Annotated in this window: 20 protein-coding genes and 1 pseudogene; 12 read left to right on the top strand and 9 right to left on the bottom strand. The window is 63.4% G+C overall.

Features of this window, described 5'->3' with window-relative positions:
* Positions 1 to 39: 39 nt before the first annotated feature.
* Positions 40 to 2,748, bottom strand: coding sequence for a DNA translocase FtsK (locus B5F88_RS11410; protein ID WP_087345985.1), 2,709 nt, complete (start codon positions 2,746 to 2,748; stop codon positions 40 to 42).
* 51 nt (positions 2,749 to 2,799) lie between these two features.
* Positions 2,800 to 3,648, bottom strand: a complete 849-nt coding sequence (locus B5F88_RS11405) for an undecaprenyl-diphosphate phosphatase (protein WP_242959764.1) — start codon at positions 3,646 to 3,648, stop codon at positions 2,800 to 2,802.
* Positions 3,649 to 3,887: 239 nt separating this feature from the next.
* Between B5F88_RS11405 and B5F88_RS11400 the strand changes: the two genes are divergently transcribed.
* Positions 3,888 to 6,251: a phosphoketolase family protein gene (locus tag B5F88_RS11400; protein ID WP_204246228.1), complete on the top strand. Its 2,364-nt coding sequence runs from the start codon at positions 3,888 to 3,890 to the stop codon at positions 6,249 to 6,251.
* A 45-nt stretch (positions 6,252 to 6,296) separates the two neighbouring features.
* Here B5F88_RS11400 and B5F88_RS11395 read toward each other — a convergent pair whose 3' ends face one another.
* The gene (locus tag B5F88_RS11395; RefSeq protein WP_087345979.1) at positions 6,297 to 7,244 is read right to left on the bottom strand and encodes an AEC family transporter; all 948 of its coding nucleotides are present in this window, start codon (positions 7,242 to 7,244) and stop codon (positions 6,297 to 6,299) included.
* Between the two features lie 121 nt (positions 7,245 to 7,365).
* Between B5F88_RS11395 and B5F88_RS11390 the strand changes: the two genes are divergently transcribed.
* From B5F88_RS11390 to B5F88_RS11360, 7 genes are all read left to right on the top strand, one after another.
* Positions 7,366 to 7,629: a YlmC/YmxH family sporulation protein gene (locus tag B5F88_RS11390; protein WP_087345976.1), complete on the top strand. Its 264-nt coding sequence runs from the start codon at positions 7,366 to 7,368 to the stop codon at positions 7,627 to 7,629.
* Between the two features lie 94 nt (positions 7,630 to 7,723).
* Entirely contained in the window at positions 7,724 to 9,556 is a 1,833-nt protein-coding gene (gene glmS, locus B5F88_RS11385; RefSeq protein WP_087345972.1) for a glutamine--fructose-6-phosphate transaminase (isomerizing), read from the top strand.
* Positions 9,557 to 9,567: 11 nt separating this feature from the next.
* A complete protein-coding gene (locus tag B5F88_RS11380; protein ID WP_087345969.1) occupies positions 9,568 to 11,136 on the top strand; it encodes an ABC transporter substrate-binding protein in 1,569 nt (522 codons plus the stop codon).
* A 97-nt stretch (positions 11,137 to 11,233) separates the two neighbouring features.
* Entirely contained in the window at positions 11,234 to 12,190 is a 957-nt protein-coding gene (locus tag B5F88_RS11375; protein WP_087345966.1) for an ABC transporter permease, read from the top strand.
* A 4-nt stretch (positions 12,191 to 12,194) separates the two neighbouring features.
* Entirely contained in the window at positions 12,195 to 13,064 is an 870-nt protein-coding gene (locus tag B5F88_RS11370) for an ABC transporter permease (RefSeq protein WP_087345964.1), read from the top strand.
* Between the two features lie 101 nt (positions 13,065 to 13,165).
* Complete coding sequence (locus B5F88_RS11365; protein WP_087345961.1) at positions 13,166 to 13,723, top strand: winged helix-turn-helix domain-containing protein; 558 nt, start codon at positions 13,166 to 13,168, stop codon at positions 13,721 to 13,723.
* A gap of 171 nt (positions 13,724 to 13,894) precedes the next feature.
* Positions 13,895 to 15,259: an MATE family efflux transporter gene (locus tag B5F88_RS11360; protein WP_087345959.1), complete on the top strand. Its 1,365-nt coding sequence runs from the start codon at positions 13,895 to 13,897 to the stop codon at positions 15,257 to 15,259.
* Positions 15,260 to 15,300: 41 nt separating this feature from the next.
* Here the strand turns inward: B5F88_RS11360 and ppk1 are convergent, their stop codons facing one another.
* The 4 genes from ppk1 to sigG all read right to left on the bottom strand — a co-directional run bounded on the left by ppk1 (position 15,301) and on the right by sigG (position 20,415).
* The gene (gene ppk1, locus B5F88_RS11355) at positions 15,301 to 17,442 is read right to left on the bottom strand and encodes a polyphosphate kinase 1 (protein ID WP_087345957.1); all 2,142 of its coding nucleotides are present in this window, start codon (positions 17,440 to 17,442) and stop codon (positions 15,301 to 15,303) included.
* Entirely contained in the window at positions 17,435 to 18,349 is a 915-nt protein-coding gene (locus B5F88_RS11350) for a hypothetical protein (protein WP_087345954.1), read from the bottom strand. The genes ppk1 and B5F88_RS11350 overlap by 8 nt, the downstream gene beginning before the upstream one ends.
* 125 nt (positions 18,350 to 18,474) lie before the next feature.
* A complete protein-coding gene (locus B5F88_RS11345) occupies positions 18,475 to 19,557 on the bottom strand; it encodes a hypothetical protein (RefSeq protein ID WP_087345951.1) in 1,083 nt (360 codons plus the stop codon).
* 87 nt (positions 19,558 to 19,644) lie between these two features.
* Entirely contained in the window at positions 19,645 to 20,415 is a 771-nt protein-coding gene (gene sigG, locus B5F88_RS11340) for an RNA polymerase sporulation sigma factor SigG (RefSeq protein WP_087345948.1), read from the bottom strand.
* 171 nt (positions 20,416 to 20,586) lie between these two features.
* Here sigG and B5F88_RS11335 point away from each other — a divergent pair, with 171 nt between their 5' ends.
* The 4 genes from B5F88_RS11335 (at position 20,587) to B5F88_RS11320 (ending at position 24,441) form a co-directional block, all read left to right on the top strand.
* A complete protein-coding gene (locus B5F88_RS11335) occupies positions 20,587 to 21,990 on the top strand; it encodes a PLP-dependent aminotransferase family protein (RefSeq protein WP_162612170.1) in 1,404 nt (467 codons plus the stop codon).
* A 425-nt stretch (positions 21,991 to 22,415) separates the two neighbouring features.
* Entirely contained in the window at positions 22,416 to 23,090 is a 675-nt protein-coding gene (locus tag B5F88_RS11330) for a TVP38/TMEM64 family protein (RefSeq protein ID WP_087345941.1), read from the top strand.
* Positions 23,087 to 23,770 carry a lysoplasmalogenase family protein gene (locus tag B5F88_RS11325; protein WP_087345938.1) on the top strand — a complete coding sequence of 228 codons (684 nt, stop codon included), beginning with the start codon at positions 23,087 to 23,089 and terminating at the stop codon, positions 23,768 to 23,770. Before B5F88_RS11330 ends, B5F88_RS11325 begins: the two co-directional genes overlap by 4 nt.
* Positions 23,767 to 24,441: a TIGR01906 family membrane protein gene (locus B5F88_RS11320; RefSeq protein ID WP_242959762.1), complete on the top strand. Its 675-nt coding sequence runs from the start codon at positions 23,767 to 23,769 to the stop codon at positions 24,439 to 24,441. Before B5F88_RS11325 ends, B5F88_RS11320 begins: the two co-directional genes overlap by 4 nt.
* Positions 24,442 to 24,524: 83 nt before the next feature.
* On the opposite strand, the gene B5F88_RS11315 is transcribed toward B5F88_RS11320, so the two are convergent.
* Both B5F88_RS11315 and B5F88_RS21415 read right to left on the bottom strand, forming a co-directional pair.
* The gene (locus tag B5F88_RS11315; protein WP_087345935.1) at positions 24,525 to 24,782 is read right to left on the bottom strand and encodes a phage holin; all 258 of its coding nucleotides are present in this window, start codon (positions 24,780 to 24,782) and stop codon (positions 24,525 to 24,527) included.
* A pseudogene (locus B5F88_RS21415) lies at positions 24,779 to 25,145 on the bottom strand (hypothetical protein); the annotation flags it as partial. The pseudogene B5F88_RS21415 and the gene B5F88_RS11315, both read right to left, overlap by 4 nt.

Raw genomic sequence — 25,145 nt, 5'->3', positions numbered from 1 at the left:
AGGAAAAGAGGCGTCCGGCCGTGCCGGACGCCTCTTTTTTCAGTCATCCATATCGAAGGGCGGCAGATCTCTGCTCTGGGGGATGGCGTCCCCTTCAAACTCCAGCTCGTCGGGGACGGGCTCGGAGACCGCAGGCGCCATATCCTGCTTGAACTGCATCTCCTGCCACTGTTCCTTGGTGATGAGCACCTGCCGGGGCTTGGAGCCCTCAAAGGGACCCACCACTCCCTTCTCCTCCATCTGGTCCACCAGACGGGCGGCCCGGGAGTAGCCCAGCTTCAGGCGGCGCTGAAGCATGGAAACCGAGGCCATGCCGGTCTCCACCACCACCTCGATGGCGGAGGGAAGCAGCTCGTCGTAGTCGTCTCCCACATCCTCGGGGGCGGAGCCGCCCACACCCTTGCTCCCCTTCTCCTTCTCGGCAGCATGCTGCTCGATGTCGTGGATGATCTCCTGGTCATACTGGGCGGTGCCGCTGTTCTGCTTGATGAAGCCCACCACGGCGGCCACCTCCTCGTCGGAGATCAGGCAGCCCTGGACCCGCTGGGGCTTGCCGGTTCCCAGGGGAAAGTAGAGCATGTCGCCCCGGCCCACCAGCTTTTCCGCGCCGGTGGTGTCCAGAATGATGCGGGATTCCAGAGAGGAGGCCACCGCAAAGGCGATGCGGCTGGGGATGTTGGCCTTCATCAGGCCGGTGATCACGTCGGCGGAGGGCCGCTGGGTGGCGATGATCAGGTGCATCCCGGCGGCACGGCCCATCTGGGCCACCCGGCAGATGGATTCCTCCACCTCCTTGGCGGCCACCAGCATCAGGTCGGCCAGCTCGTCGATCACCACCACAATCTGGGGCATCTTCTCCATGCCCTCGGTCTTGGCGGCGTGGGCGTTATAGCTGGCCAGGTCCCGCACCCCTACCTCGGAAAAGGCCCGATAACGCTTCATCATCTCCACCACCGCCCACTGGAGGGCTCCGGCCGCCTTTTTGGGGTCGGTGACCACCGGGATCAGCAGGTGGGGAATGCCGTTATAGATGCCCAGCTCCACCATTTTGGGGTCCACCATGATCAGGCGGACCTCCTCCGGAGTGGCCTTGTACAGCAGGGAGATGATCAGGGAGTTGGTACACACCGACTTACCGGAGCCGGTGGTACCGGCGATGAGCAGATGGGGCAGCTTGGCAATGTTGCCCACAATGTTTTTGTTTCCAATATCCCTGCCCACGGCAAAGGACACCTTGGAGGGGTTGTCCCGGAACTCCCGGGAGTCGATTACATCGTGAATGTGGACCGGCGAGACCAGCTTGTTGGGTACCTCAATGCCCACCATGGAGATCTTGTCCGGAATGGGGGCAATGCGCACGCCGGTGGCGCCCAGCGCCAGGGCGATGTCGTCGGACAGGTTGGTCAGCTTGTTCAGCCGCACGCCCTGGTCCAGCTCCACTTCGTACCGGGTCACCGACGGCCCCCGGGTCACGTTGGCGATACTGGCGTCAATACCAAAGGAGCGGATGGTGTCGGACAGACGGGCCTGATTGGCCCTCAGCTCCCCTGCCACATCGGCCTCGGAGGCGCCGTCCCCCTCTGTCAGCAGGGACACGGGGGGATAGTGATAGGCCGGAGCCGGCCCCTCCTCCAGATTGCGGGCAATATCCTGGGCCACCTCCGCAGCCGCCTGGGCCGCCTCCTCCCGCTTGCTCTTGGGGGCGGCGGGCACCGCAGGCTCCCGCTGGATCTCCGGCATGACAGGCGCGGGCCGGACCGGCTCGGCTACGGGGATCACAGGCGGGAGATCCTCCTCCACCGGTTCAGGCGCAGACTGGAACATCGGCTCCTCCCGGACCAGCTCCTCCTGAACCGGCTCCTCCGGCACAGGCTGGGGCTTCTCCACGGCCTTCTCCGTCACACCGGCCAGCACCTGGTCGGGAGCGGGCACCGCCGACTTGCGGTTGAAAAAGTGCTCCTTCTTCTCCACCGGCTTGGACTCCGTCCGCTTGCCCACCAGGGGGCCGTCGTCCACCGGAATGTCGATCTGGGGAGACTCCTGCCGCTTGGCCGCCGGGGCCGGCCTGGTTTCCTGCGGGGGGCTCTTCCGCCGCTCCCGGGGACGGGGCTCGGGCAGCTCCTCCTCCTCGTACTCCACCCGGGGACGGGAACGCAGCTGATCCACCAGCTCCACCGGCGAGACATGGAAGGCCACCATCAGCATGATGGCGGCAATGAGCACTATGATGACCCCCGCGCCGATCTTACTGAACACCGCCGTCAGAGACAAGGCCACCAGGCCGCTGACCACGCCGCCGCTCCGCATCTCCTCCCCCTGGGTCCACAGGGTCTTGACCAGCTCCAGGTTCCACACATAGGGCCCCTTGGCCAGAAGCAGATGGAACAGGCAGCCGAACAGCACCGGCGTAAGCAGGGCGCAGCACACCCGAAAGCGCACCGGGCGGCCCCGGTGGAACAGCAAAATGCCGCTGGCTACCAGCAGCATGGGGGGCAGCAGCCAATATCCATAGCCGATAAAGCCCTTGACCAGGGCGCAGAAAACGTCAATAAAGATAGCCTGAACATGGAAATAGCCGAAGGCGGAAAAGATGGCCAACAGCAGACAGACCACCGCCCCCACCTCCCGGCGGACCGGTCTTGGCGCGGGTTTCTTCCGGCTGCCGGAGGAACGGGCAGAGGAGGCGGAACGGCTCTTTGCGGGAGCCACCCGCTTCCCCCCAGTGGTTTTCTTTCGTGCTGTGGCCAACTCAATCAGATCCTTTCCAGGGTGTTTCTAACAGGTACATGGGGCGTGGGATTACAAGAGGAACGTCTTGATCACACCGGCAATCAGGCTGCCCAGGCCCACCGCCCAGCAATAATAGGCGAACTTGCCGAACTTGCCCTTGTCGGCCAGGCTCTTTACCAGGCGGATGGCAAAATAGCCCACCACCGCAGCAACCGCCACGCCCACCAGATACATGGGCAGCTCCTCCATGGGGAAGCCAGCCTCCACCGCGTCCTTGATCTCCAGCACATTGGCTCCCAGGATGGCGGGCAGGGACAGCAGGAAGGAAAAGCGCACGGCAAACGCACGGTCAAACCCCCGCAGCATACCCACGGAAATGGTGGTACCGGAGCGGGACAGACCGGGAATCACCGCCAGCGCCTGGCCGCAGCCCACGATCAGGGCATCAGCTACTGTGGCATTCCGGGCGGTCTTGTGGCCCTTGGCCAGCCGGTCAGAGAAGAACAGGATGAAGCCGGTGACTATCAGCGCGCAGGAAACCATGATGGAGTTGGAAAACAGCTGGTTGATCGCGTCCTGCAGCAGCACCATGACAAACAGCGGCAGGGTGGCAATGATGATAAGCATAACCATCCGCCGGGCGGGCGGAGGGGTCACGCCGGTATCCTTCCGGCCAGCCAGCGCCGCAATCCCCAGGAAGAATTCCCGGATCATGTCCGCAATGTCCCGCCAATAGACCACGCACACCGAAATCAGCGTGCCGAAGTGGAGCTGGACGGTAAAAAACATGTACTTCTCTTCCATGTTCTCCATACCGAAAAAGGTCTGGAACAGGGCCAGATGGCCGGAACTGGAGATGGGCAGGAATTCCGCCACACCCTGGATGATTCCCATAAGAATGGACAAAAGATAGGTCAATGCGATCCCTCCATGAGCGTACTTTTGGACATACGTATTTATATTACCACAGCCAGCGGAATATTTCCATCCTTTTCTTTTATGTCAACGGAACCAGCGGTTTTCCGACCCGTTACTTGACACCTTACCCGGTTCCGGTATAATGAAGGTTACCATTCTTATTTTGCTGTAAGGAGGCCGTCAGATTGGCAAAGGCACCTGCTGAAAAGACCAAGGTGGTGGTCAAGACCTCCACCCGTATGTCCAAAAAAGGACCCCTTACCCCGGATATACTGCGGAAAATTGACGCCTATTGGCGGGCGGCCAATTACCTGGCCGCCGGCCAGCTCTACCTGCAGGACAACCCCCTGCTCCGCCATCCGCTGTGTCCCGCGGACGTGAAGCCCACGCCGGTGGGACACTGGGGCACCGTGCCGGGACAGAACTTTATCTACACCCACCTCAACCGAGTGATCACCAAGTACGACCTGAACATGATCTACGTGTGCGGGCCCGGCCACGGCGGCAGCGCGGTGGTGGCCCAGGCCTACCTGGAAGGGGCCTACAGCGAGTTTTACCCCAACGTCAGCCAGGATGAGGAGGGTATGCGCAAGCTGTTCCGCCAGTTCTCCTTCCCCGGCGGCATCGGCAGCCACTGCGCCCCCAACATCCCCGGCTCCATCAACGAGGGGGGCGAGCTGGGGTACTCCCTGGCCCATGCCTTTGGCGCAGTGATGGACAACCCTACCCTCATCGCCGCCTGCGTGGTGGGGGACGGCGAGGCGGAAACCGCCCCCCTGGCCACCGCCTGGCACTCCAACAAGTTTCTCAATCCGGTGGACGACGGCGCGGTGCTGCCCATTCTCCATCTGAACGGCTACAAAAACGGCACCCCCTCCCTGTTCGCCCGGATCACCACCGAGGAGGTGGAGGAGTTCTTCCGGGGCTGCGGCTGGACTCCCCGCTTTGTGGAGGGGGACGACCCCGCCCAGATGCACCAGAAGATGGCCGCCGCCCTGGACTGGGCGGTGCGGGAGATCCTGCGCATCCAGCAGGGCGCCCGGGAGCTGGGCGAAAGTGAGCGGCCCCGCTGGCCCATGGTGGTGTTCCGCTCCCCCAAGGGCTGGACCGGTCCGCTCCAGCCCGACGGCACCTGCCGGGTCCACCAGCTTCCGCTGGCGGTCAACGAGTGGCATCCGGAGCACCTGACCCAGCTGGAGGACTGGCTGCGCAGCTACCACCCGGAAGATCTGTTCGACGCCTCCGGCGCCCCCGTCCCCGCCCTGCGGGCCCTGGCCCCCCAGGGAGAGCGGCGGATGGCCGCCAACCCCCACGCCAACGGCGGAATGTTTCTCCGGGACCTGCGCACCCCCAACTTCGCCAAATACGCGGTGGAGGTGCCCGCCCCCGGCGCCGTGGAGGCGGAGGACATGGCAGAGCTGGCCAACTATATCCGGGATCTGCTCAAGCTCAATCAAAAAGCCAAAAATTTCCGGCTGTTTATTCCGGACGAGGCCATGAGCAACAAGCTGAAGGCTGTCTTTGAGGTGACCGGCCGCCGCTGGAACGCCGGCACGCTGCCCACCGACGAGGCCCTCTCCCCCGACGGGCGGATCATGGACGGCATGCTCTCAGAGCACATGTGTCAGGGCTGGCTGGAGGGCTATCTGCTCACCGGACGGCACGGCGTTCTCAACAGCTATGAGGCCTTTATCCGCATCGTGGACTCCATGGTAAGCCAGCATGCCAAATGGCTGAAGGTGGCGGGCCAGCTCCCCTGGCGGCAGGACATCGCCTCCCTCAACTATGTGCTCTCCTCCAACGTGTGGCAGCAGGATCAGAACGGCTTCACCCACCAGGACCCCGGCTTTTTGGACCATGTGGCCAACAAGAAGGCAGACGTGGTACGGCTCTACCTCCCCCCCGACACCAACTGCCTGCTCTCCTGCTTCGACCACTGCATCAAGAGCCGGGACTATATCAATGTGATGGTCACCTCCAAACACCCCCGGCCCCAGTGGCTCACCATGGACGAGGCCATCAAGCACTGCACTCACGGCATTGGCATCTGGCAGTGGGCCTCCAACGACCAGGGGGCGGAGCCCGACGCGGTGCTGGCCTGCTGCGGCGAGACTCCCACCCTGGAGACCCTTGCCGCCGTCACCATCCTCCGCCGCTACCTGCCCGAGCTGAAGGTGCGGGTGATCAACGTGGTGGACCTGATGAAGCTCCAGCCCCACACCGAGCACCCCCACGGCCTTACCGACGAGGACTACGACGTGCTCTTCACCCGGGACAAGCCCATCATCTTCGCCTTCCACGGCTACCCCTCCCTGGTCCACGAGCTGACCTACCGCCGCCGGAACAAGAACCTTCACGTCCGGGGCTACAAGGAGGAGGGCACCATCACCACCCCCTTTGATATGAGAGTTCAGAACTCCATCGACCGGTTCGACCTGGTGATCGACACCGTCAAGCGGCTGCCCCAGCTGGGCAACCGGGGGGCCTTCCTCATCCAGCTGATGAAGGACAAGCTGGTGGAGCACAGCCAGTATATCACTTCCCATGGCTGTGACCTGCCGGAGATCCGGGACTGGAAGTGGAACGACGGAGCAGGCATTTAACCGCAAAAGGATGCCCGCCGCGGCTGCGGCGGGCATCCTTTTTATTTAAATCAATCCCAATGTACGGAACAAATACAGCCAAATGGTAAGGGTAAAGGCGCTGAAGAGGGTGGTGAGCATGACGGTGCTGGAGGTCAGGGTCCCCTCATGCCCCATACTCCTGGCCATGACAAAGCAGCTTACCGTGGTGGGGCTGCCCAGCATGGCCAGGGCCGCCACCAGTTTGTCATTCCGGGCGCCCATGGCGATGACAATGGGCAGGAACACCGCCACAAACACCACCAGCTTGAGCACCGTCGCCGTCACCGCCGGCTTCCAGCCGCCCAGGGCCTTTTTCCAGTCGAAGGAGGCCCCCAGCGCCATCAGCCCCAGGGGGGTGGCGGTAGCGGACACGCTGCTCACCGTTTTCTGCAGGATGAAGGGGAATGGTATCCGCAGCAGAGCCCACACCATGCCGATCACCACACCCAGGATGATGGGATTGGTCACAATGCCCTTCAGCGCCTTTTTCAGCGCCCCCCGGTCCACCCCCTTCTGCTTGGAGCTGGCAAGGGAGAGCGCCACCACCGCCGCCACGTTGTACAGCGGCACGGCCCCGATGATCACCAGGCTGGCCGCTCCGGCGTTGCCGTAGATGTTTTCCAGAAAGGCCGCACCCAGCAAGGCGATGCTGCTGCGGTAGCTGACCTGAATAAACTCACCGCCCAGAGACCGGTTCTTGAGGACCCTGCTCACCGCTGCAGCGATAAAAACGCTCAGCAAGGTCGCAAAGAAACAGAACAGCACAAAGGGCAGATCCCACACCGCGAAAAAGTCCGACTCCACCAGATCCTTGAAGAGCATGACGGGCAACCCCACTTTGAACACAAAGCTGTTGAGCTTGTCCGCCAGCTGCTGGTCCAGAAAGCCAATTCGCCGCAAAAAAACGCCCAGCACCATCAAAAGGAAAATGGGCACTGTGGCATTCAGGCAATAGATCAGATTGTCCAACACACACCGTCGCCTCCTGACATTTTTTACATTATACCCGCTCGTTTTCGCCATTGCAAGAGCGCCGGGGCGTCTGTTTTTCCGCCTGCCCGCATATGCTGATCAGACGGGAGGTGCTGCGTATATGAAGTGTCGGGTCTCGGAGCTGCGGTACAAGGAAATTATCGACGTGGCCGACGGCTGCCGCTACGGCTTTGTGGGGGATGCGGAGGTGGACCTGGAGACCGGAGAGGTTACCCAGCTCATCGTGCCCGGCCGCCTGCGGCTGTTCGGCCTGCTGGGCCGGTGGGAGGACGCGGTCTTTCCCTGGTCCTCCGTGCGGCGCATCGGCGCCGACACCATTCTGGTGGACCGGGGCCTTCCCCGCCAGGACCGCCGGAGGGACTGAGGCCAATTTCAGCGGTTCCTCCATTGTGTAAACCATACTTTCGTGCTATACTGTATCATCGTTGTTCAAACTCAGAATTCCGGGAGGAACGCACATGTGTGGTATCGTTGGATTTGTAGGCCGGGAGGAGGCCGCCCCCATCCTGCTGGACGGCCTTTCCCGGCTGGAATATCGAGGGTATGATTCCGCCGGCATCGCGGTATATAACCGGGAAAAGGGCCTTCAGGTGGAGAAGGCCAAGGGCAGGCTGCAGGTGCTCTGCGACCTGGTACAGGGCGGCAGCACCGTCCACGGCACCCTGGGCCTGGGCCACACCCGCTGGGCCACCCACGGGGAGCCCTCGGACGTCAACTCCCACCCTCAGGTCAGCCAGGGCGGGCGGTTTGCCGTGGTCCACAACGGCATTATCGAAAACTATGTGGCCCTGCGGGAATTCCTCCAGTCAGAGGGGATACGCTTCGCCTCCCAGACCGACACGGAGGTGGTGGCCCAGCTGCTGGAATACTACTATGACGGCGACCTGCTGGAGGCGGTGGTCAAGACCCTCTCCCGCATCCAGGGCGCCTACGCCCTGGGGATCCTGTGCGCCGACTGCCCCGACCGGCTCATCGCCGTGCGCAAGGACTCCCCCCTGATCCTGGGCTTCGGACAGGGGGCCCACTTCCTGGCCAGCGACGTCACCGCCCTCATCAAGTACACCAGAGAGGTGTGCTACCTGGACGACGGGGAGATCGCCGAGCTCACCCCCGACCACCTGTGGGTATACGACTCCTACCTCCGCCCGGTGGAGAAGGAGCACCATCACGTGGACTGGGAGATCTCCGCCGCCGAAAAGGGCGGGTACGAGCACTTCATGGCCAAGGAGATCATGGAGCAGCCCGAGGCCATCCGCAAGACCATCTCCCCCCGGATCCAAAACGGCAGAGTGGTGCTGGACGACCTGGCCCTCACCGCCCGGGACGTGGCCGAGATGGACAAGCTGTGCGTCATCGCCTGCGGCTCCTCCTACCACGTGGGCATGAACGCCAAATATATTCTGGAAAAGCTGCTGCGCAAGCCGGTGGAGGTGACCCTGGCCTCGGAATTCCGATACTGCGACCCCATCGTGACCGGGCACACCCTTGCCCTGGTCATCAGCCAGTCCGGCGAGACCATCGACACCCTGGCCGCCATGCGGGAGGCCAAGCGGCTGGGGGCCAAGGTGCTCTCCATCGTCAACGTGGTGGGCTCCACCATCGCCCGGGAGAGCGACGGGGTGCTCTACACCTGGGCCGGGCCGGAGATCGCCGTGGCCACCACCAAGGCCTACTCCACCCAGCTGGCGGTGATCTACCTCATCGGCCTGTACTGCGCCCAGCTGCTGGGCTCCATCCCCTGGGATGCGTACGACGGGATCCTGTCCGAACTCCAGGCCATCCCCGACAAGATGGAGGAAATTCTGGAAAACCGCAGCGACATCCAGTATTTCGCTTCCATCTACTTCAACCACCCCTCCATGTTCTTCATCGGCCGCAACCTGGACTACGCTGTGGGGCTGGAGGGCTCCCTGAAGCTGAAGGAGATCTCCTATATCCACTCGGAGGCCTACGCCGCCGGAGAGCTCAAGCACGGCACCATCTCCCTCATCGAGCCGGGCACCCTGGTGGTGGCTCTGGCGGGGTACGGCGCCCTGTTTGAAAAGACCATGAGCAACGTGGTGGAGGTCAAGAGCCGGGGGGCCGACGTGCTGGGTCTCACCACCCAAAGCCGGGCGGCCGAGATGGCCAAGACCGCCGACCATGTCATCTCCGTCCCCGACACCCATCCCCTGCTGCTCCCCTCCCTGGAGGTGGTGCCCATGCAGCTGCTGGCCTATTATGTGGCCCTCCAGCGGGGCTGCGACATTGACAAGCCCCGGAACCTGGCCAAGTCCGTCACCGTGGAATAAGGAGGATTTTTTTGAAAAAGCTGACCGCTCTGATCCTGACCCTGGTACTGGCCCTCTCCCTGGCCGCCTGCGGGCCCAGCCAGGACGCGGCCGACGTGGTGCGCTACGGCATGTCCAACGCCTGGGACACCCTGATGCCCTACAACAGCCCGTCGGGGAGCAATTACACCCGCATTGTGTGCGACAAGATCTATGACCGGCTGGCCTACGTCCACGCCGACGGCTCCCTGGACCCCCGGGGAGCCGCCTCCTGGGAGAGCGCCGATAACGGCATGGCGGTGGTGTTCCATCTGGACGAAAACGCCGCCTTCCACGACGGCACCCCCGTAACGGCGGAACATTGGGCGGACACCATCGCCCTGATGACCAACCCGGACTGCCCCACCCTGGCCCGGTCGGTATTCAACGTGCTGGCGGGCACCGACGAAAACGGCGCTGCCGTCGAGGGGGAGACCCTGGGCGCCGAAGCCATAGACCAGCACACCCTGAAGCTCACCTTCAAATCGCCCACCGCCCCGGAGGACTTCCTTCTGGACCGCAACCGGGAGTTCTACGTGCTGCCCACCCATCTGCTGGAGGGGGTTGACCCGGCGGAGGTTATGGCTCTGGAGCTGTGGGAGGCGCCCATCGGCTCCGGTCCCCTCAAATTTGTGGAGGAGATCCCCGGCAGCCAGCTCACCCTCCAGGCCAACCCCGACTACCAGCTGGGGCGGCCCGGTTTTGACAAGCTGGTCATTACCGTGATGGACAAGTCCAACCTGCTCCCCTCCCTGATGGCGGGAGACCTGGACTATTACGCCTTCGGCGGCAACCTGGCGGCGGATGACCGGCAGACCGCCGAGGACGGCGGCATCGAAGTGCTGGAGGGCACGGTGCCCAACAGCTTTTACGAGCTGATGCTCAACAACGAGACCATCAGCAGCTCCGCCACCCGCCGGGCCATTGACCTGGCCCTGGACAAGGAGGCCCTGTGTCTCCACACCGCCCAGGGCCTGGGCGAACCCACCGCCACCGACCTGACCCCGGGCACGGCCTACACCAGCTCCCTCACCTGGAGCCGGGACGTGGAGGGGGCCAAGGCGCTGCTGGAGGAGGGCGGCTATGACGGGCAGACCTATACCCTGGCCTGCACCTCCAACCGCTCCGGCCTGGCCGCCCTCATGCAGCAGCAGCTGGCCGAGGTGGACATCACTGTGACCATTGAGACGGTGGACTCCGCCACCTTGTTCTCCGGCATGGCGGAGGGCAAGTACGACATGGCCATTGCCAGCCACACTCCCGGTGCCCTCCCCCTGTGGTTTACCGAGAGCCGGTTCAGTGCGGGCAACAACATCTTCCACGTGGCGGACCTGACCCCCTACACCACGCTGATCGCCCAGATCAAGGCCGCCCCCGGCGGCCCGGAGCGGCAGGAACTGGTGAATCAGCTGCAGGAGCTGCTGGCCCGGGAGCGGCCCTTTATCCCCCTGTGGTTTGGCCGCACCCTCCACGCCCAGTCCCCCACCGCGGACAACATCGACTACCCCTCCTCCAGTTTCTCCAATGAGAACGTGTGGGAGTGGACGTTAAAGGCCGGTTAACCGCACCGGCCCCATTCAGACAGAAAAAACCTCCGTAGGGCCGCCGCCCATAGCGGCCCGTGCCGAAAGGCCGGAAGTGCAGGAGGCAGCATCGCTTATGGGTCGCTATATCCGCAGCCGTTTGATTACGGCTATCCCTGTTTTTTTCGGGATTACCCTGCTCGTGTTTCTTATGGTCAATCTGGCCCCCGGCACCATCACCGATCTGATGGGCGAGGGGGCCGCCAACGAGGCCGACCGGGCCGCGCTGGAGGCCTCTCTGGGCCTGGATCAGCCCCTGCCCCTCCGGTACGCCGGGTGGCTGGCCGGTCTCTTCCAGGGGGATCTGGGCCAGTCCTACTTCTACAACCGGCCGGTGAGCCGGCTCATCGTCCAGCGGGTGGGCCCCTCCCTGCTGCTCACCGGCAGCGGGGTGGCGCTGGCGGTGGCCGCCGCCCTTCCGCTGGGGGTGCTGGCCGCCTGGAAACCCCGGTCGGTCTGGGACCGGCTGGCCTCCTTCCTCAGCCTGCTCAGCTTCGGCGTCCCCGGCTTTGTGCTCTGCCTGGGGGGAATCGCCCTCTTTGCCGTCACCCTGGGCTGGCTGCCCACCCACGGCATGTACGCCGCCGGCACCTTCACCAGCCTGGGGGATCTGCTCCGCCACCTGGTCCTCCCCGCCGGAGTGGTGTGTCTCAGCAGTCTGGGGGAGCTGGTAAAACAGACCCGTTCCGCCTGTCTGGAGTCCCTGGGACAGGACTATATCCTCACCGCCCGGGCCAAGGGGCTGACCGATGGAGCCGTCATGGTGCGCCACGCCTTCCGGGGCTCTCTGGTACCGGTGCTCACCACCATCCTCAGCCATATCCCTCACATCCTGGGCGGCTCGGTGGTGGTGGAACAGATTTTCGGCTGGCCCGGCATGGGCAGCCTCCTTTTCTCCGCCATCTCCCAGCGGGACTACCCGCTGGTAATGGGTGTAACAGTGGTGGTCGCCCTGGGCGTGCTCCTGACCAACCTGCTCCTGGACCTGGTCTACGGACTGGCCGATCCCAGGGTGCGCTACGGAAAGGAGTGACGTCATGACCCCTTTCCGCAGCAATCCCAGAAGCCCCTGGGCCCGCTTTTGCCGGAACCGGCGGGCGGTGGTCTGTCTGTTCCTGCTGTGCCTGGAGCTGCTGCTGGTCTTTCTGCTTCCCCCGCTGATGGGCCTGGAGCCCAACGTCAGCGATCTGGAGGCCGGCTTCTGGGCCCCTCCCTCCCCCGCCCACTGGCTGGGCACCGACGACGTGGGGCGGGATCTGCTGGCCCGGCTGCTGTGCGGCGGGCAGGTCTCCCTCCTCATCGGCCTCTCCGCCGCCGCCATCAGCGCCGCGCTGGGCGTGCCCCTGGGCCTGCTGGCCGGCTACCGCCGGGGAGCCTGGGAATTCTGGCTCATGCGGCTGGCTGACATTGTTCAGTCCTTCCCCAGCATCATTCTGGTGCTCTGCCTGGTGGCTCTGGTGGGTCCCTCCGCCCTCAACATCGTGCTGGTGCTGGGGCTGCTGGGCTGGACGGGTATCGCCCGGCTGGTCTACGGCAACACCCTCACCGTCCGGGATCAGGAGTATGTGGTGGCCGCCCGGGCCCTGGGGGCCAGCCGGGGATTTCTCCTGCGGCGCAACGTGCTGCCCAACGTGGTGGCTCCGGTGTGGTGCTCCATCCCCCTGCGGGCGGGCCGGGCCATCCTGTCTGAATCCAGCCTCAGCTTTCTGGGGGTGGGTATCCGCACCCCTCAGGCCTCCTGGGGCAGCCTGATCCAGGCCGCCGCCGACCTCACCGTTCTCACCAGCCGGCCCTGGGCCTGGATCCCCCCCAGCCTGTGCATCATCTTCACCGTCCTCTGCCTGGCGGTCATCGGCGACGGCCTGCGAGACGCCCTGGACCCCCGTTCCCGCCGGCTCCCCGACTGAACTTTCCCGTTTTCATTTGGAAAAGGGTACACCTTTCTCTTGTCACAGCCAAAGTTTTCATGGTATCATAAAGATAACTCAGAGAAAAGGAGTACCCCTCCATGCCCAGGATCATTGATTTGGAGCAAAAATGTCAGTTTCGGGTTCTGCTGCACCCCGTCCGTCAGGAAATCATCCATCTGCTGCGTCTGGCCGGAAAGCCCCTGTCCGCCAATGGCGTGGCAAAGCGGATGAATCTCTCCCCCATCGCCGCCCAGGGGCACCTGAAAAAATTAGTGGACATGGGTGTGGTGCTCCAGCGGGAAATGGAGGTACACGACCGCAAGGTGGTGCTCTACGCTCTGGACGACGTGGAAATCCGCCTTCATCTGGGCAGAAAAGACACCTTTCAGGGGGAGCGGGAGGCCATGGCCGCCAATATTGTGGACGGCACCTTCCGGGGCCTGATCAATGCCACCCACCAGTACCCGGAAAACGAGCTGGACCAGCACTGCCTGCTCCGGTTCGGGGCATTCCACCTTTCGCCGCAGGAGCGGGAGGAGCTGTTTGCCCTTATTATAAAATACCTGGAAACCCACAACGCCCACCTCGACCAGGATGACGAGCACTGGGAATATGTCTTTATGACCTACCGTGCGCCGGATGAATCCACTCTGTAACCAAAGGCTGCCCGCCAGGCTCTGGCGGACAGCCTTTTTCTTTCAGCTCTTTGACGAAGATAGGCCCTCCGGGGAGAAAAATGCCATGAAATTTTCCCATTGAAATCCCTACGAAAGTTCCTATAATATTGCCTGCTGTATTTATGATATTGAGGATTGGAAGGAGTTCCCATGGGAAAGAAACTGCACGCCTCCGCGCAACGCCCCCGCCGGAGCGGGGGTATCCTCTCACTTACCTGGCCCATCTTTATCGAGCTGCTGCTGCAGATGCTGGTGGGCAACGCCGACCAGATCATGGTGGGCTGGTATGACCCCAACGGCGTGGGAGCCATCGGCAACGCCAATCAGATCACCAATCTGCTGCTGCTGGTCTTTTCCGTCATCTGTACCGCGTCCATGATCCTCATCGCTCAGTATATCGGCGCTGAGGACACGAAGCGGGTCAACGAGACCTACACCGTATCTCTGGTGGTCAACGGCATCTTCGGTCTGGCCATCGGCGGGCTGCTTATGGCCCTGTGTGGACCCATCTTCCACCTCATGAAGGTGCCGGAGGAGATTTTTGCCGACACCTGCCTGTACATCCGGATCATCGGCGGCGGCATGGTGTTCCAGTCCATCTACCTGACCTTCACCGCCTTCTTCCGCAGCAGCCAGATGATGAAGGAGACCATGCTCATCTCGGTGCTGATGAATCTGATGAACATTGGCGGCAACGCCCTGCTCATCAACGGCGCCTTCGGCCTGCCCGCCCTGGGCGTGGCGGGAGCCGCCGTGTCCAGCGATGTGTCCCGGATCTTCGGCGTGGTGGTCATCGCTATCCTGTTCCGCCGGCGGTTTGGGCCGGTCATCCGCCTGTCCCACCTGCGCCCCTTCCCTGTCGACCAGCTCCGGCGGCTGCTGCGCATCGGCCTGCCCACCGGTGGAGAGTCCATCTCCTACAACCTCTCCCAGATCTGTATTCAGTCCATCTGCAACAACTTTGCCCTGTTCGTCATCAACACCCGGGTTTACGCCAATATGTTCGCCATGCTGACCTACATGTTCGCCTCCGCGGTGTCCCAGGCCACCCAGGTGGTGGTGGCCCGGCTGATGGGCGCCGAACAGATTGAGGAGGTGGACCGCAGGGTCAAGCGCACACTACTGGCGTCGTTGGTAATATCCACCCTGGTGTCTGTGGTGCTCTATCTCTTCAGCACCCCCCTGCTGCGGCTGTTCACCAGCGACCAGGCGGTGCTGGAGCTATTCCACACCATCATGCTCATTGAGATCCCCCTGGAAATCGGCCGGGCGGTCAACATCGTCATGTGCCGCTCCCTCCAGGCCTGCGGAGACATCCGTTTCCCCATCGCCATCTGCGTGTTCAGCGCCTGGCTCACCGCCGTGGGCGGAGGCCTGCTCCTGTCCATGCCCATGGGCCTGGGGCTGGCGGGCCTGTGGATCGCCATGGCCTGCGACGAGTGCCTGCGGGCAGTGCTCTTTCTGTGGCGGTGGCGCAGCCGGGCGTGGTGCCGCAAGCGGCTGTTGTCCATGTAAACAAAAACTGGCTGTCATCTTTGGATGACAGCCAGTTTTTCTTATTCCTTCCGCCGGCCGAAGAGCCGGGACAGCAGGCCGGACCGCCGCTCCGGCGCCGGCGGGGCCTGAGCCGTCGCCAGCGCCTCCCGCTCGGCCTCGTCCATCAGCGCCGCCTGGGCGTCTATGCCGGGGGTGCCCTCCGGCCGCTCCACCCGGGTATAGGACCCGTCGGGCTGGAGGACCCGGGCCTTTTCGTTGTCGGAGCAGTACAGCTCCACATAGTGGCGGATCTGGCGGCGCACTGCCGGGTCCAGCACCGGACAGGCGATTTCCACCCGACGCTCAGTGTTCCGGGTCATCAGGTCCGCCGAGCCGATATAGATTCTGGTCTCCTCCCCCACGCCGAAGGCATAGATCCGGGGATGCTCCAAATACCGGCCCACGATGGAAAAGACCTTGATGTGGTCGGTAAGCCCCGGCACCCCCGGCCGCAGGCAGCAGATGCCCCGGACGTTCATAGTCACCGGCACCCCGGCCTGGCTGGCCTGGGCCAGCTTGTCGATGAGCTCCCGGTCGGTCACCGAGTTGACCTTGACAAAAATGCGGGCGGGCTTGCCCTGGCGGGCCTTCTCGATCTCCCCGTCCATCAGGTCCAGAAGCCGGTTTTTCAGGCCGTGGGGGGCCACCAGCAGCTGGTGGTACTCCCCGTTCAGGTTGGAGGTGGCCATGTTCTGGAAAAACACCGCGCCGTCCGCCCCGATGGCGGGGCTGGCAGTCATCAGGCAGAAGTCGGTGTACAGCTTGGCGGTCTTTTCGTTGTAGTTTCCCGTGCCGATCTGGGTGATGTACTGGATGCGGCCCTTTTCCCGACGGGTGATGAGACAGATCTTGGAGTGGACCTTATACCCCTCAAAGCCGTAGAGGATGGTGCAGCCGGCCTCCTCCAGCCGCTGGGCCCAGGCGATGTTGTTCTGCTCGTCAAAGCGAGCCCGCAGCTCCATCAGCACCGTCACGTCCTTGCCGTTCTCAGCGGCGGCGGCCAGGTACTCCACCAGCTTGGCGGTGGAGGCCAGGCGGTAAATGGTGATTTTGATGGAGAGCACCGCCGGGTCGTTGGCCGCCTCCCGCACCAGCTGGAGGAAGGGCTCCATGCTCTGGTAGGGGTAGAACAGCAGGGCGTCCCGCCGCAGGACCTGGGGGATCAGCTTCTCCCCTTTCGCCAGCCCGGCGGGCCACTGGGGGGTATAGGGGGGGTAGCACAGGGCGGCGGCGCTCTCCTGAGGCAGCTTGTTCTCCAGGGAGTAGACATAGCCCATGTTCAGCGGGCCCTTGGCGTGAAACACCTGCGCATCGGTCAGGTTCAGCCGCTGGCACAGATACTGCTGCAGCTCCGGGGAGGCGCCCCCCTGGATCTCCAGGCGCACCGGGGCCAGCCGGGCCCGCTTTTTCAGCACCTTCTGCATATGGGCCCGGAAGTCCTCCCCCACGTCGTAGTCCTCGTCCTCCGGGCTGATGTCGGCGTTGCGGGTCACCGAGACCACGCACTTCTCCTCCACCTGGTAGTTTTCAAACAGAGTGTCGGCATAGGCCAGCACCACCTGCTCGGTAAGCAGATACCGCAGGCCCCGCTCCTCCAGCTGGATGTAGGGGGGCAGGTTCCTGGGGATGGGCACCAGGCCGAAGCAGCGCTCGGTCCCCATCCGCAGGCTGAGGGCGATGGCCAGGCTGTTGGAGGGCAGGTGGGGAAAGGGATGGTGGCTGTCCACCACCATGGGGGAGAGCACCGGCTGCACGTAGTCCCGGAACCAACGCTCCACCAGCTTGCGCTCCTTGCCGTCCAGCTCGGAGGGGGCCAGGTTGCAAATGTTGCAGGTGCGCAGCCGCTTCTCCAGCTGGGAGAGGATCTTGTCCCGCTGCTTGTACAGGCCGGGCACCGTTTTGAAAATAGCCTGGAGCTGCTGGCTGGGGGTGAGGCCGCTTTTGCTGTCCACGTGGGTCTGCTTGGACAGGGTCATGTCGGTGATGGAGCCCACCCGGATCATGAAGAACTCGTCCAGGTTGCTGGTGAAAATGGCGGCGAACTTCAGCCGCTCGAACAGCGGCACCCGCTCGTCCTTGGCCTCCTCCAGCACCCGCTCGTTAAAGCGCAGCCAGGACAGCTCCCGCTCCTGGGTGTAGCGGGTATCCACTTCTTTACTCATGCGATCCCTTCACTCCCATCACCCGGTTGAGCAGATAGCCCTCCCGCACGCCGCAGGTGCTCACCGACACCGTCTCCACCTCATAAGCGCGCAAAACGGCGGTCAGGATGGCCAGGCCGGGGAGAATGGTGTGGACCCGGTCGGGCACCGAGCGCAAGATCTGCCGCAGGGTGTCCTGGTCTCCCTTCTTCAAATCCTTGTACAGGGCCTTGATCTCCCCCACCGGAATCACCCGGTTGTCCGGGTCGGCCCCGGACAGATCGTTGCACAGCTTGGCCGCCGCCCGGATGGTGCCGCCCACGCCGGTGAGGTGGCTGCAGCGCAGGCCGGCGGTACGGGCCTTCTCCAACTCCCCCTCCACATGGGCCCGGATGGCCTTTCGCTCCTCCTTGGTGGGGAACAGGCCGGAGACGTGCTTGGCAAACAGGGACAGCGACCCCATGGGCAGAGAACAGCCGGAGGTGATGGCCCCGTTCTGGTAGGACACCAGCTCGGTGGAGCCGCCGCCGATATCCGCCAGCAGGCCGTCGCCGGGGGCGCCGCCCCCCACCGTGGCCCCCTGGAAGGAGAAGGCAGCCTCCTCCGCCCCGGTGAGCACCTCCACCCCCAGGTCGGTGACGGCCTGGATGGTCTCCAGGGCCTCCTCGGTGTTGACGATATTGCGCAGCGAGGCGGTGCCGAACACATGGATCTGGTCGATGTCAAAGTTCCGCAGCAGCGCCTTGAAGCCCGCCAGTACCCGGCAGGCCACCAGGATCCCGCTGTCAGAGAGCACCCCGTTCTTGATGTATCCCGCCAGCCCCGCCATCTCTTTCTTATTCATCAGGAGCTTGAAATTCCGGCCCTCCCAGTGATAGATGGACAGCCGGATGGTGTTGGATCCCACGTCCACAATCCCGCATTTCATGGCTCCGTCTCCTTTCTTCTGACCTGACACGGCATAGTTTACGCGATTCTGGCCGTAATGGCAATAGACTTTACACAAGCTTTACAGGGCCGCGCCAGACGGCGCGGCCCTGTGTGCCCCTGTCCTTACAGCACGCCCTTGCGGACGTTGACCACGAAGTCCTGCACATTGGTGACGATGGTACGCACCGACAGGCTGCCCCGGTCCCGCAGCTTGTTGACCGAAAACTCCGAGACATCCACCGAGTAGAAGTACACCGGGCGCACCACCCCGTTCACCAGCCGGTAAGAGGGGGTCATGTTGCCGGTGGCCACGGTGTGAAGGGTGGATGCCATACAGATGACGGTAGTGGCCTCCTTCACCAGCGCGCGCATGGCGTCCTGCCCCTCGTACACATTGCCGTACACCTCGGGCAGGGGGCCGTCGTCCCGCACCGAGCCCACCAGCACAAAGGGCACATCGTGGTTGACGCACTCGTAGATAATGCCGTCCTTCACCTTGCCGGAGCGGACGAAGGCGGCGGTGGAGCCCGCCAGCCGGACGGCGTTGATGGTATCAATATGGTTATAGTGCCCGTTGGGCATGCTTCGCTGGGTGTAGATGTCCTGTCCCAGAGCGGTGCGGAGATAGCCCGCCTCCAGGTCGTGGGTGGCCAGGGCGTTGCCCGCCAGCAAGCCGTGGACATAGCCCCCCCGCACCAGGGCGGCAAAGGCGTCCCGGGCGTCGTGGTCAAAGGCGCAGGCCGGGCCCATCACCCACAGGATCCGGCCGTGGTCCTTTTCATGGCGCAGCAGCTCATAAATGGAGTCGTAGTCCATGGAGTAGGCCGTCTCCCGGGAGCGGCCCTGCCGGAAGGAAAAGGTGTCCTGCTCCCCCTTCTCCTCTTCAAAGCCATTGGCATGGACGTAAATGCCCTGAGAGCCGTCCTCGGTGCGGCCCACTACCACCGGCTCCCCCGCCTTCAGGTTGCGGAACTCCACCACCGCGATCTTCCCCTCCCGCAGGACAGGCACGCAGTCCATCCGGCTCTCCTCCGCCAGAAGCCAGGTCCCGTTTACCTTGAAATACTCCGGGAAAATACTGGTGGCGTGATAGCCCTGGGGCGCCACGCCGTCCATGGGGGCAGGACGGAATTCCGCGTTAGGCGCGTTTTTCAGCTGTGCCTGCGCAAAGTCAGGCCCGTGATACAGAGGCAGCGTAAAGCTCATGGCAAACAGGACCCCTTTCTCTTTCTGTGTTCCCTTCCATTGTACCATGCCGCCCCGGGGAAAGGCAATCGCTTTCCCGCCGGCCCGTCAGATATTCTTTTTGATTTGATTGATGGCGTTTTTCTCCAGTCTGGACACCTGCGCCTGAGAGATCCCCACCTCGGCGGAGACCTCCATCTGGGTCTTGCCCTGGAAAAACCGCAGGGCAAGGATGTGCCGCTCCCGCTCGGTGAGCCGGGCCATGGCCTCCTTTAAAGCGATGTGCTCCAGCCAGCTCTCGTCGGTGTTTTTGGAGTCCTTCACCTGATCCATGACGCAGATGGTGTCTCCCCCGTGGTCGTACAGAGGCTCATAGAGAGACACCGGGTCCAGCACCGCGTCCAGGGCAAACACCACGTCCTCCCGCTTCAGATCCAGAGCCTTGGCGATCTCGTCGATGCTGGGCTCCCGCTGGTGCTCGGCCATGAATTTCTCCTTGGTCTGAAGGACACGGTAGGCGGTGTCCCGCATGGAGCGGGACACCCGCAGGGTGGAGTTGTCCCGGAGGTACCGCCGGATCTCCCCCACGATCATAGGCACGCCGTAGGTGGAAAAGCGCACGTCCAGGTCGATGTTAAAGTTGTCGATGGCCTTGATGAGGCCGATGCAGCCCACCTGAAACAGGTCGTCCACGTTTTCTCCCCGGTTGGCGAACTTCTGGATCACCGAGAGCACCAGCCGCAGGTTGCCGGCGATAAGCTGTTCCCTGGCCTCCATGTCTCCCTGCTTGGTGCGGCGGAGCAGCTCCATGGTCTCCTCATTTTTCAGCACCTTCAGCTTCGACGTGTTGACGCCGCAGATCTCCACTTTTCCCTGCACGCTCTTGCCCCCTTGCCTCGAAATCTGAGTTCAGTATTTCCGCGGCGAGGGCTTTCATACCGCTGGGACAGGGGCTATATTTTTTATCGTCAGACTCCATTCGATGGACTTCGCCGCCCTGCTTGCTATTTGAAGCGGCCTTGTTTATACTAACGGCAAGGAGGGATGGACATGCTCACCCCCATTCTGGACGGCGGGGACCGCCGGCCGTTGTATGAACAGCTTTACCGCCATATCCGGGGCGAGATCGAGGCCGGCCGTCTGGCGGCGGGGACCCGCCTGCCCTCCAAACGGGCCCTGGCCGCCCATCTGAAGGTCAGTGTGGTGACGGTGGAGGGCGCCTACGAGCAGCTGCTGGCGGAGGGCTACCTCCGGGCCCAACCCCGGCAGGGCTTTTTTGTCCAGGCAGGGGCCCAGGAGCCCGCTCCGCCGGAGCCCGCCCTCCAGCCGGAGCCGGGGGAAATCCGCCGCAGGCCGGCCTTCCGGTGGGATTTCTCCACCGGTGGAGTGGACACCGCCCTCTTCCCCTTCTCCACCTGGGCCAAGCTGATGCGGGAGGTGCTGTCCGAGCAGGAGGACCGGCTCCTCTCCGCTCCCCATCCCCAGGGCGTGCCCGAGCTGCGGCAGGCCATCGCCCAGCACCTCTACCGGTTCCGGGGCATCCGGGCACACCCGGACCAGATCGTGGTGGGGGCAGGGTCGGAGACCCTCATCAGCCTGCTGGTCCAGCTGCTGGGCCGCCAGGGGGCCTACGGCGTGGAGGACCCGGGCTATACCAAGACCCACCGGATCCTCACCAGCTGCGGCGTCCGGGTGGAGCCCATTTCCCTGGACGGGCAGGGCCTGCGGGTGGACCTGCTGGACCAGCGGGACGTGCGGGTGGTCCACGTCACCCCCTCCCACCACTTTCCCCTGGGAATCATTATGCCCGCCCCCCGGCGGCAGGCCCTGCTGCGGTGGGCGGCGGAGGCGCCGGAGCGGTATATCATTGAGGACGACTATGACAGCGAGTTCCGCTTTTCCGGCAAACCCATCCCCGCGCTCCAGAGTCTGGACGGCGGAGGCCGGGTAATCTATCTGAATACCTTTGCCAAAACCCTGGCCCCCTCTCTGCGCATCAGCTACATGGTGCTCCCCCCCGCCCTGCTGGAGCACTGGCGGCGGGAGTTCTGGTTCTACTCCTCCACCGTCCCCTCCTTTGAGCAGTACGCCCTGGCCCGCTTCATGGAGCGGGGTCACTTTGAGCGGCACCTGAACCGCACCCGCACCCGGTACAAGGCCCGGCGGGAGGCCCTGCTGGCCGCCGCCCGAAGCTCCGGCCTGCTGGAGGTGGGCGCCTTTTCCGGCGGGGACGCAGGGCTTCACCTGCTGCTGTGGATGGACCGGCGGTGGAACGAAGCCCAGCTGGTGGCCCAGGCGGCCCAGGCGGAGGTGGGGCTCTCCCCCCTGTCCGCCTACGACCTGACCCCTCCGCCCCCGGAGCGTCCGCCCGCCCTGATCCTGGGCTACACCCGCATTGCCGCCGGAGAGATGGCCCCCGCCCTGGACCGGCTCAAGCTGGCCTGGGGCTTTTGACCAAGCCGCCGGAACCATTTGAATGTCTCATAAAGCGGGCCGTCATTTGACGGTCCGCTTACTATTTACAAATTTTTTATCCAGCCTATATGCAAGTTTTATATTTTCACTTGCATTTTTCCCAGCAATGTGGTATTCTAATCTTAACATCAAAAGAAGGAGGTAAACCTGCATGAACCTGTTGTATCGAGTGGATAGTTCCGATGTGGACGAGCTGATTTTCGGCAGCGACGAGTCTGTGATCTGCAGCCAGCGTTGACGGGAAACGACAAAGGCCACACCGGCAGGTGTGGGTTTTTTGTTTTCTAATAAAATTTAATGAAATATCTCTGGAAGGCAGGGGCGAAACATGGTAGCCTGTAGATAGGGGACCGGATGGGTGCCATCCGGTCCTTTCTGATTTCAGAGATGGGGGACGGACCGCGATGAAACGGAAATGGCTCATTACCTTGCTGCCCGCTGCGCTGCTGCTGGCGGGCGGAGGGCTGCTGCTCTGGAAGAGCGGCTTTTTTGAGGCGCTCTCCTCCCAGCAGGCCATGCGGGATTATATTCAGCGCTTCTCCCCCTATACCCACCTGTTCTTTTTCCTGCTCCAGTTCCTCTCCGTGATCCTGGCCCCCATCCCCAGCAACGTCACCGCCCTGGCCGGCGGCATGCTGTTCGGCACCTGGGTCTCCTTCCTGCTCACCTGGGGCGCGGTGGTGCTGGGATCCGTGGTGGTCTTTCTGCTGGCCCGGGGGCTGGGACAGCCCTTTGTGGACCGCATGGTCAGCCATTCCATCGCCCAGCGCTACCTGGACGTGGTGCGCCGCAAGCAGGATGTATTCCTCATTCTGGCCTTTCTCTTCCCCTTCTTCCCCGACGACCTGATCTGCATTCTGGCCGGGCTCACCGACATCCCCTTCCGGCGCTTTCTTATCGTCGCCCTCCTGACCCGCCCCTGGGGGCTGCTGGCGGCCTCCGCGCTGGGGGGCTCCGCCCTCTCCATCCCCCTGCCGGTCATGATCCCCCTGGTTCTGGTGGGTGTGGCTGTGTTCCTGATCTGTCTGAAATACGGCGACAAATGGGAGAATAAACTGCTGGAGCGATTCAAGAAATGAACCATACCGTCTTTTCCCGCCGGTGGCTGCTCCCCTTTCTTATAACGGAAGGGCTGCTCTACGCCGCATTTTTGTACCTGGATCTGTCGCTGCCCGGCAGCGGCTGGGATGTGCCGCTGAAATACGGCGGGATTGTGCTGTGCTTTCTGTGGACGCTGGGCGCCGCCGGACACCGGGACGGCAGGCTGACCGGCATGGCGTTGGCCTTCACGCTGCTGGCCGACCTGTTTCTGCTGGTGCTGAACCGGTGGTATCTGGCCGGGGTATCGGCCTTCTGCGTGGTGCAGCTGCTCTATCTGGCCCGGCTCCATCGAGCGGGCAGCCGGCCGCTGGCCCTTCGGCTCCTGCTCCGGGCAGCGCTGGCCGGGGCCCTGCTGGCCGCCGCCGGAGCGCTGGGCGGGCTGACTCCCCTCACGGGGCTGACCCTGTTCTACTTCTCCCAGCTGGTGGCCAACGCCTTCGCCTCTCTCTCCCTGGGGCGGCGGGGCCGCAGCTTCTCTCTGGGGCTGTTTCTCTTTATCGGCTGCGATGTGTGCGTGGGGCTGCGCAACCTCTCCGCCGCGCTGCCGGGCATGGCGCCCCTCCCCTTTCTCCCCTTTGTCCAGGTGGGCATGTGGCTGTTCTACCTGCCCTCCCAGGTGCTGATCTCCCTCTCTGCCGGAAGGTTGTGTGATGATTGAATAGGAAACCATCCAAATCTGCCTCTCTGCTCTGCACGGTGGTGCTGGCTCTGCTGGTACTCAGCTTCTCCATCTCCGTGCCTATCCTCTTTCGCCCGTTCTACTACGTGCAGATCAACGCCCTGAACCTGCCCCAGCGGACCGGCTGGTCGGCGGAAACCATCCGGGAGGCCTACGACCAGGTGCTGGACTTCTGCGTGCTGGGCAAGCCCTTCGGCACCGGGCAGCTGGCTTGGTCGGAGTCTGGGCGCAGCCACTTTGCCGATGTGCGGGGGCTGTTTCTTCTGGATTTTGCCGTGCTGGCCGTCACCGCCCTGCTGGCCGTCCTCCTGCTGGTCCTGTATAAACGGGGCGGGCTCCGGTTTTACCGCTTCGGCGGGCGCGGCCCCGGATTCTGGGCCGGCGTGCTGGCCGCCGGGCTGGTGCTTGCGGTCGGCGGCCTGGCTGCGCTGGATTTTAACCGGGCGTTTACGGTGTTCCACGCCATCTTTTTCCCGGGCAAGGATAACTGGCTCTTTGATCCCGCCACCGACCAGATCATTCTGGTCATGCCGGAGGCCTTCTTCCGCAATTGCGCCATTCTCATCGGGGTTGTGCTTCTGGTGTGCTGCGGGGCGCTGATCTGCTCCGACCTGCTCCACCGGCACCAGGAGAAAAACAGAGGCGGCTGAGGCTGTCCGCCTCTCAGAAAAGATGATATAAAAAGGGCGGGCCACACATCGCTTGTGTGACCCGCCCTTTTGCAAAGGATGAATCAGCCCTCCTTGGGCTTGTCATAAGTAAGAGCCTGGGTGCTGTCGCTCATGCCCTTGGTGGTGGGATCGGCCACCACGCCCAGGATGGTCAGCACGGCAAAGAGGGCGTTGACCACCGCCAGCAGACGGTCGCCCAGGTCGCCCAGCTCCAGGGTATACCCGAACACCGCCGCCGCCACCTGGATCAGCAGCAGCACAGCGGGGATCAGAGACAGCCAAAACGCCTTGTTGGAAAAGCGCACCTTCCAGTTGATCATGTGCTCGCCCCCCTCTGGACCGCCCGCTTGGCCATGATCGCCGCCTGATAGCGGGGGATCAGGCCCATGGGGTCGGTGCCGTCGGTAATGCCCATGGCCACCGCCTCCTCCAGCTCCTCCTTTGCCCAGCCGGGCAGGGGGAGGGACGCGGTATAGGCCGTCAGTTCCTTGTAGATTTCCTCTCCGGTCATTGTATCACCTTCCAATTTTGCATTGACCTGTTTGGCGATGTCCCCCAGGCGGCTGTACAGGTAGTCCCCGGGACAGGCCTTGTTGGCAAACCACCGGTGGACGGTCAGGTTCTGCCTGTCCACCTGGCCCACCAGGGACTTGTCCCCCTGCCACAGCAGCTTTGGGATGCCA

Source organism: Flavonifractor sp. An306, assembly GCF_002159455.1.
In the GTDB taxonomy this organism is placed as follows: Bacteria; Bacillota; Clostridia; order Oscillospirales; family Oscillospiraceae; genus Flavonifractor.
This window is presented reverse-complemented; position numbering and strand designations above follow the sequence as displayed.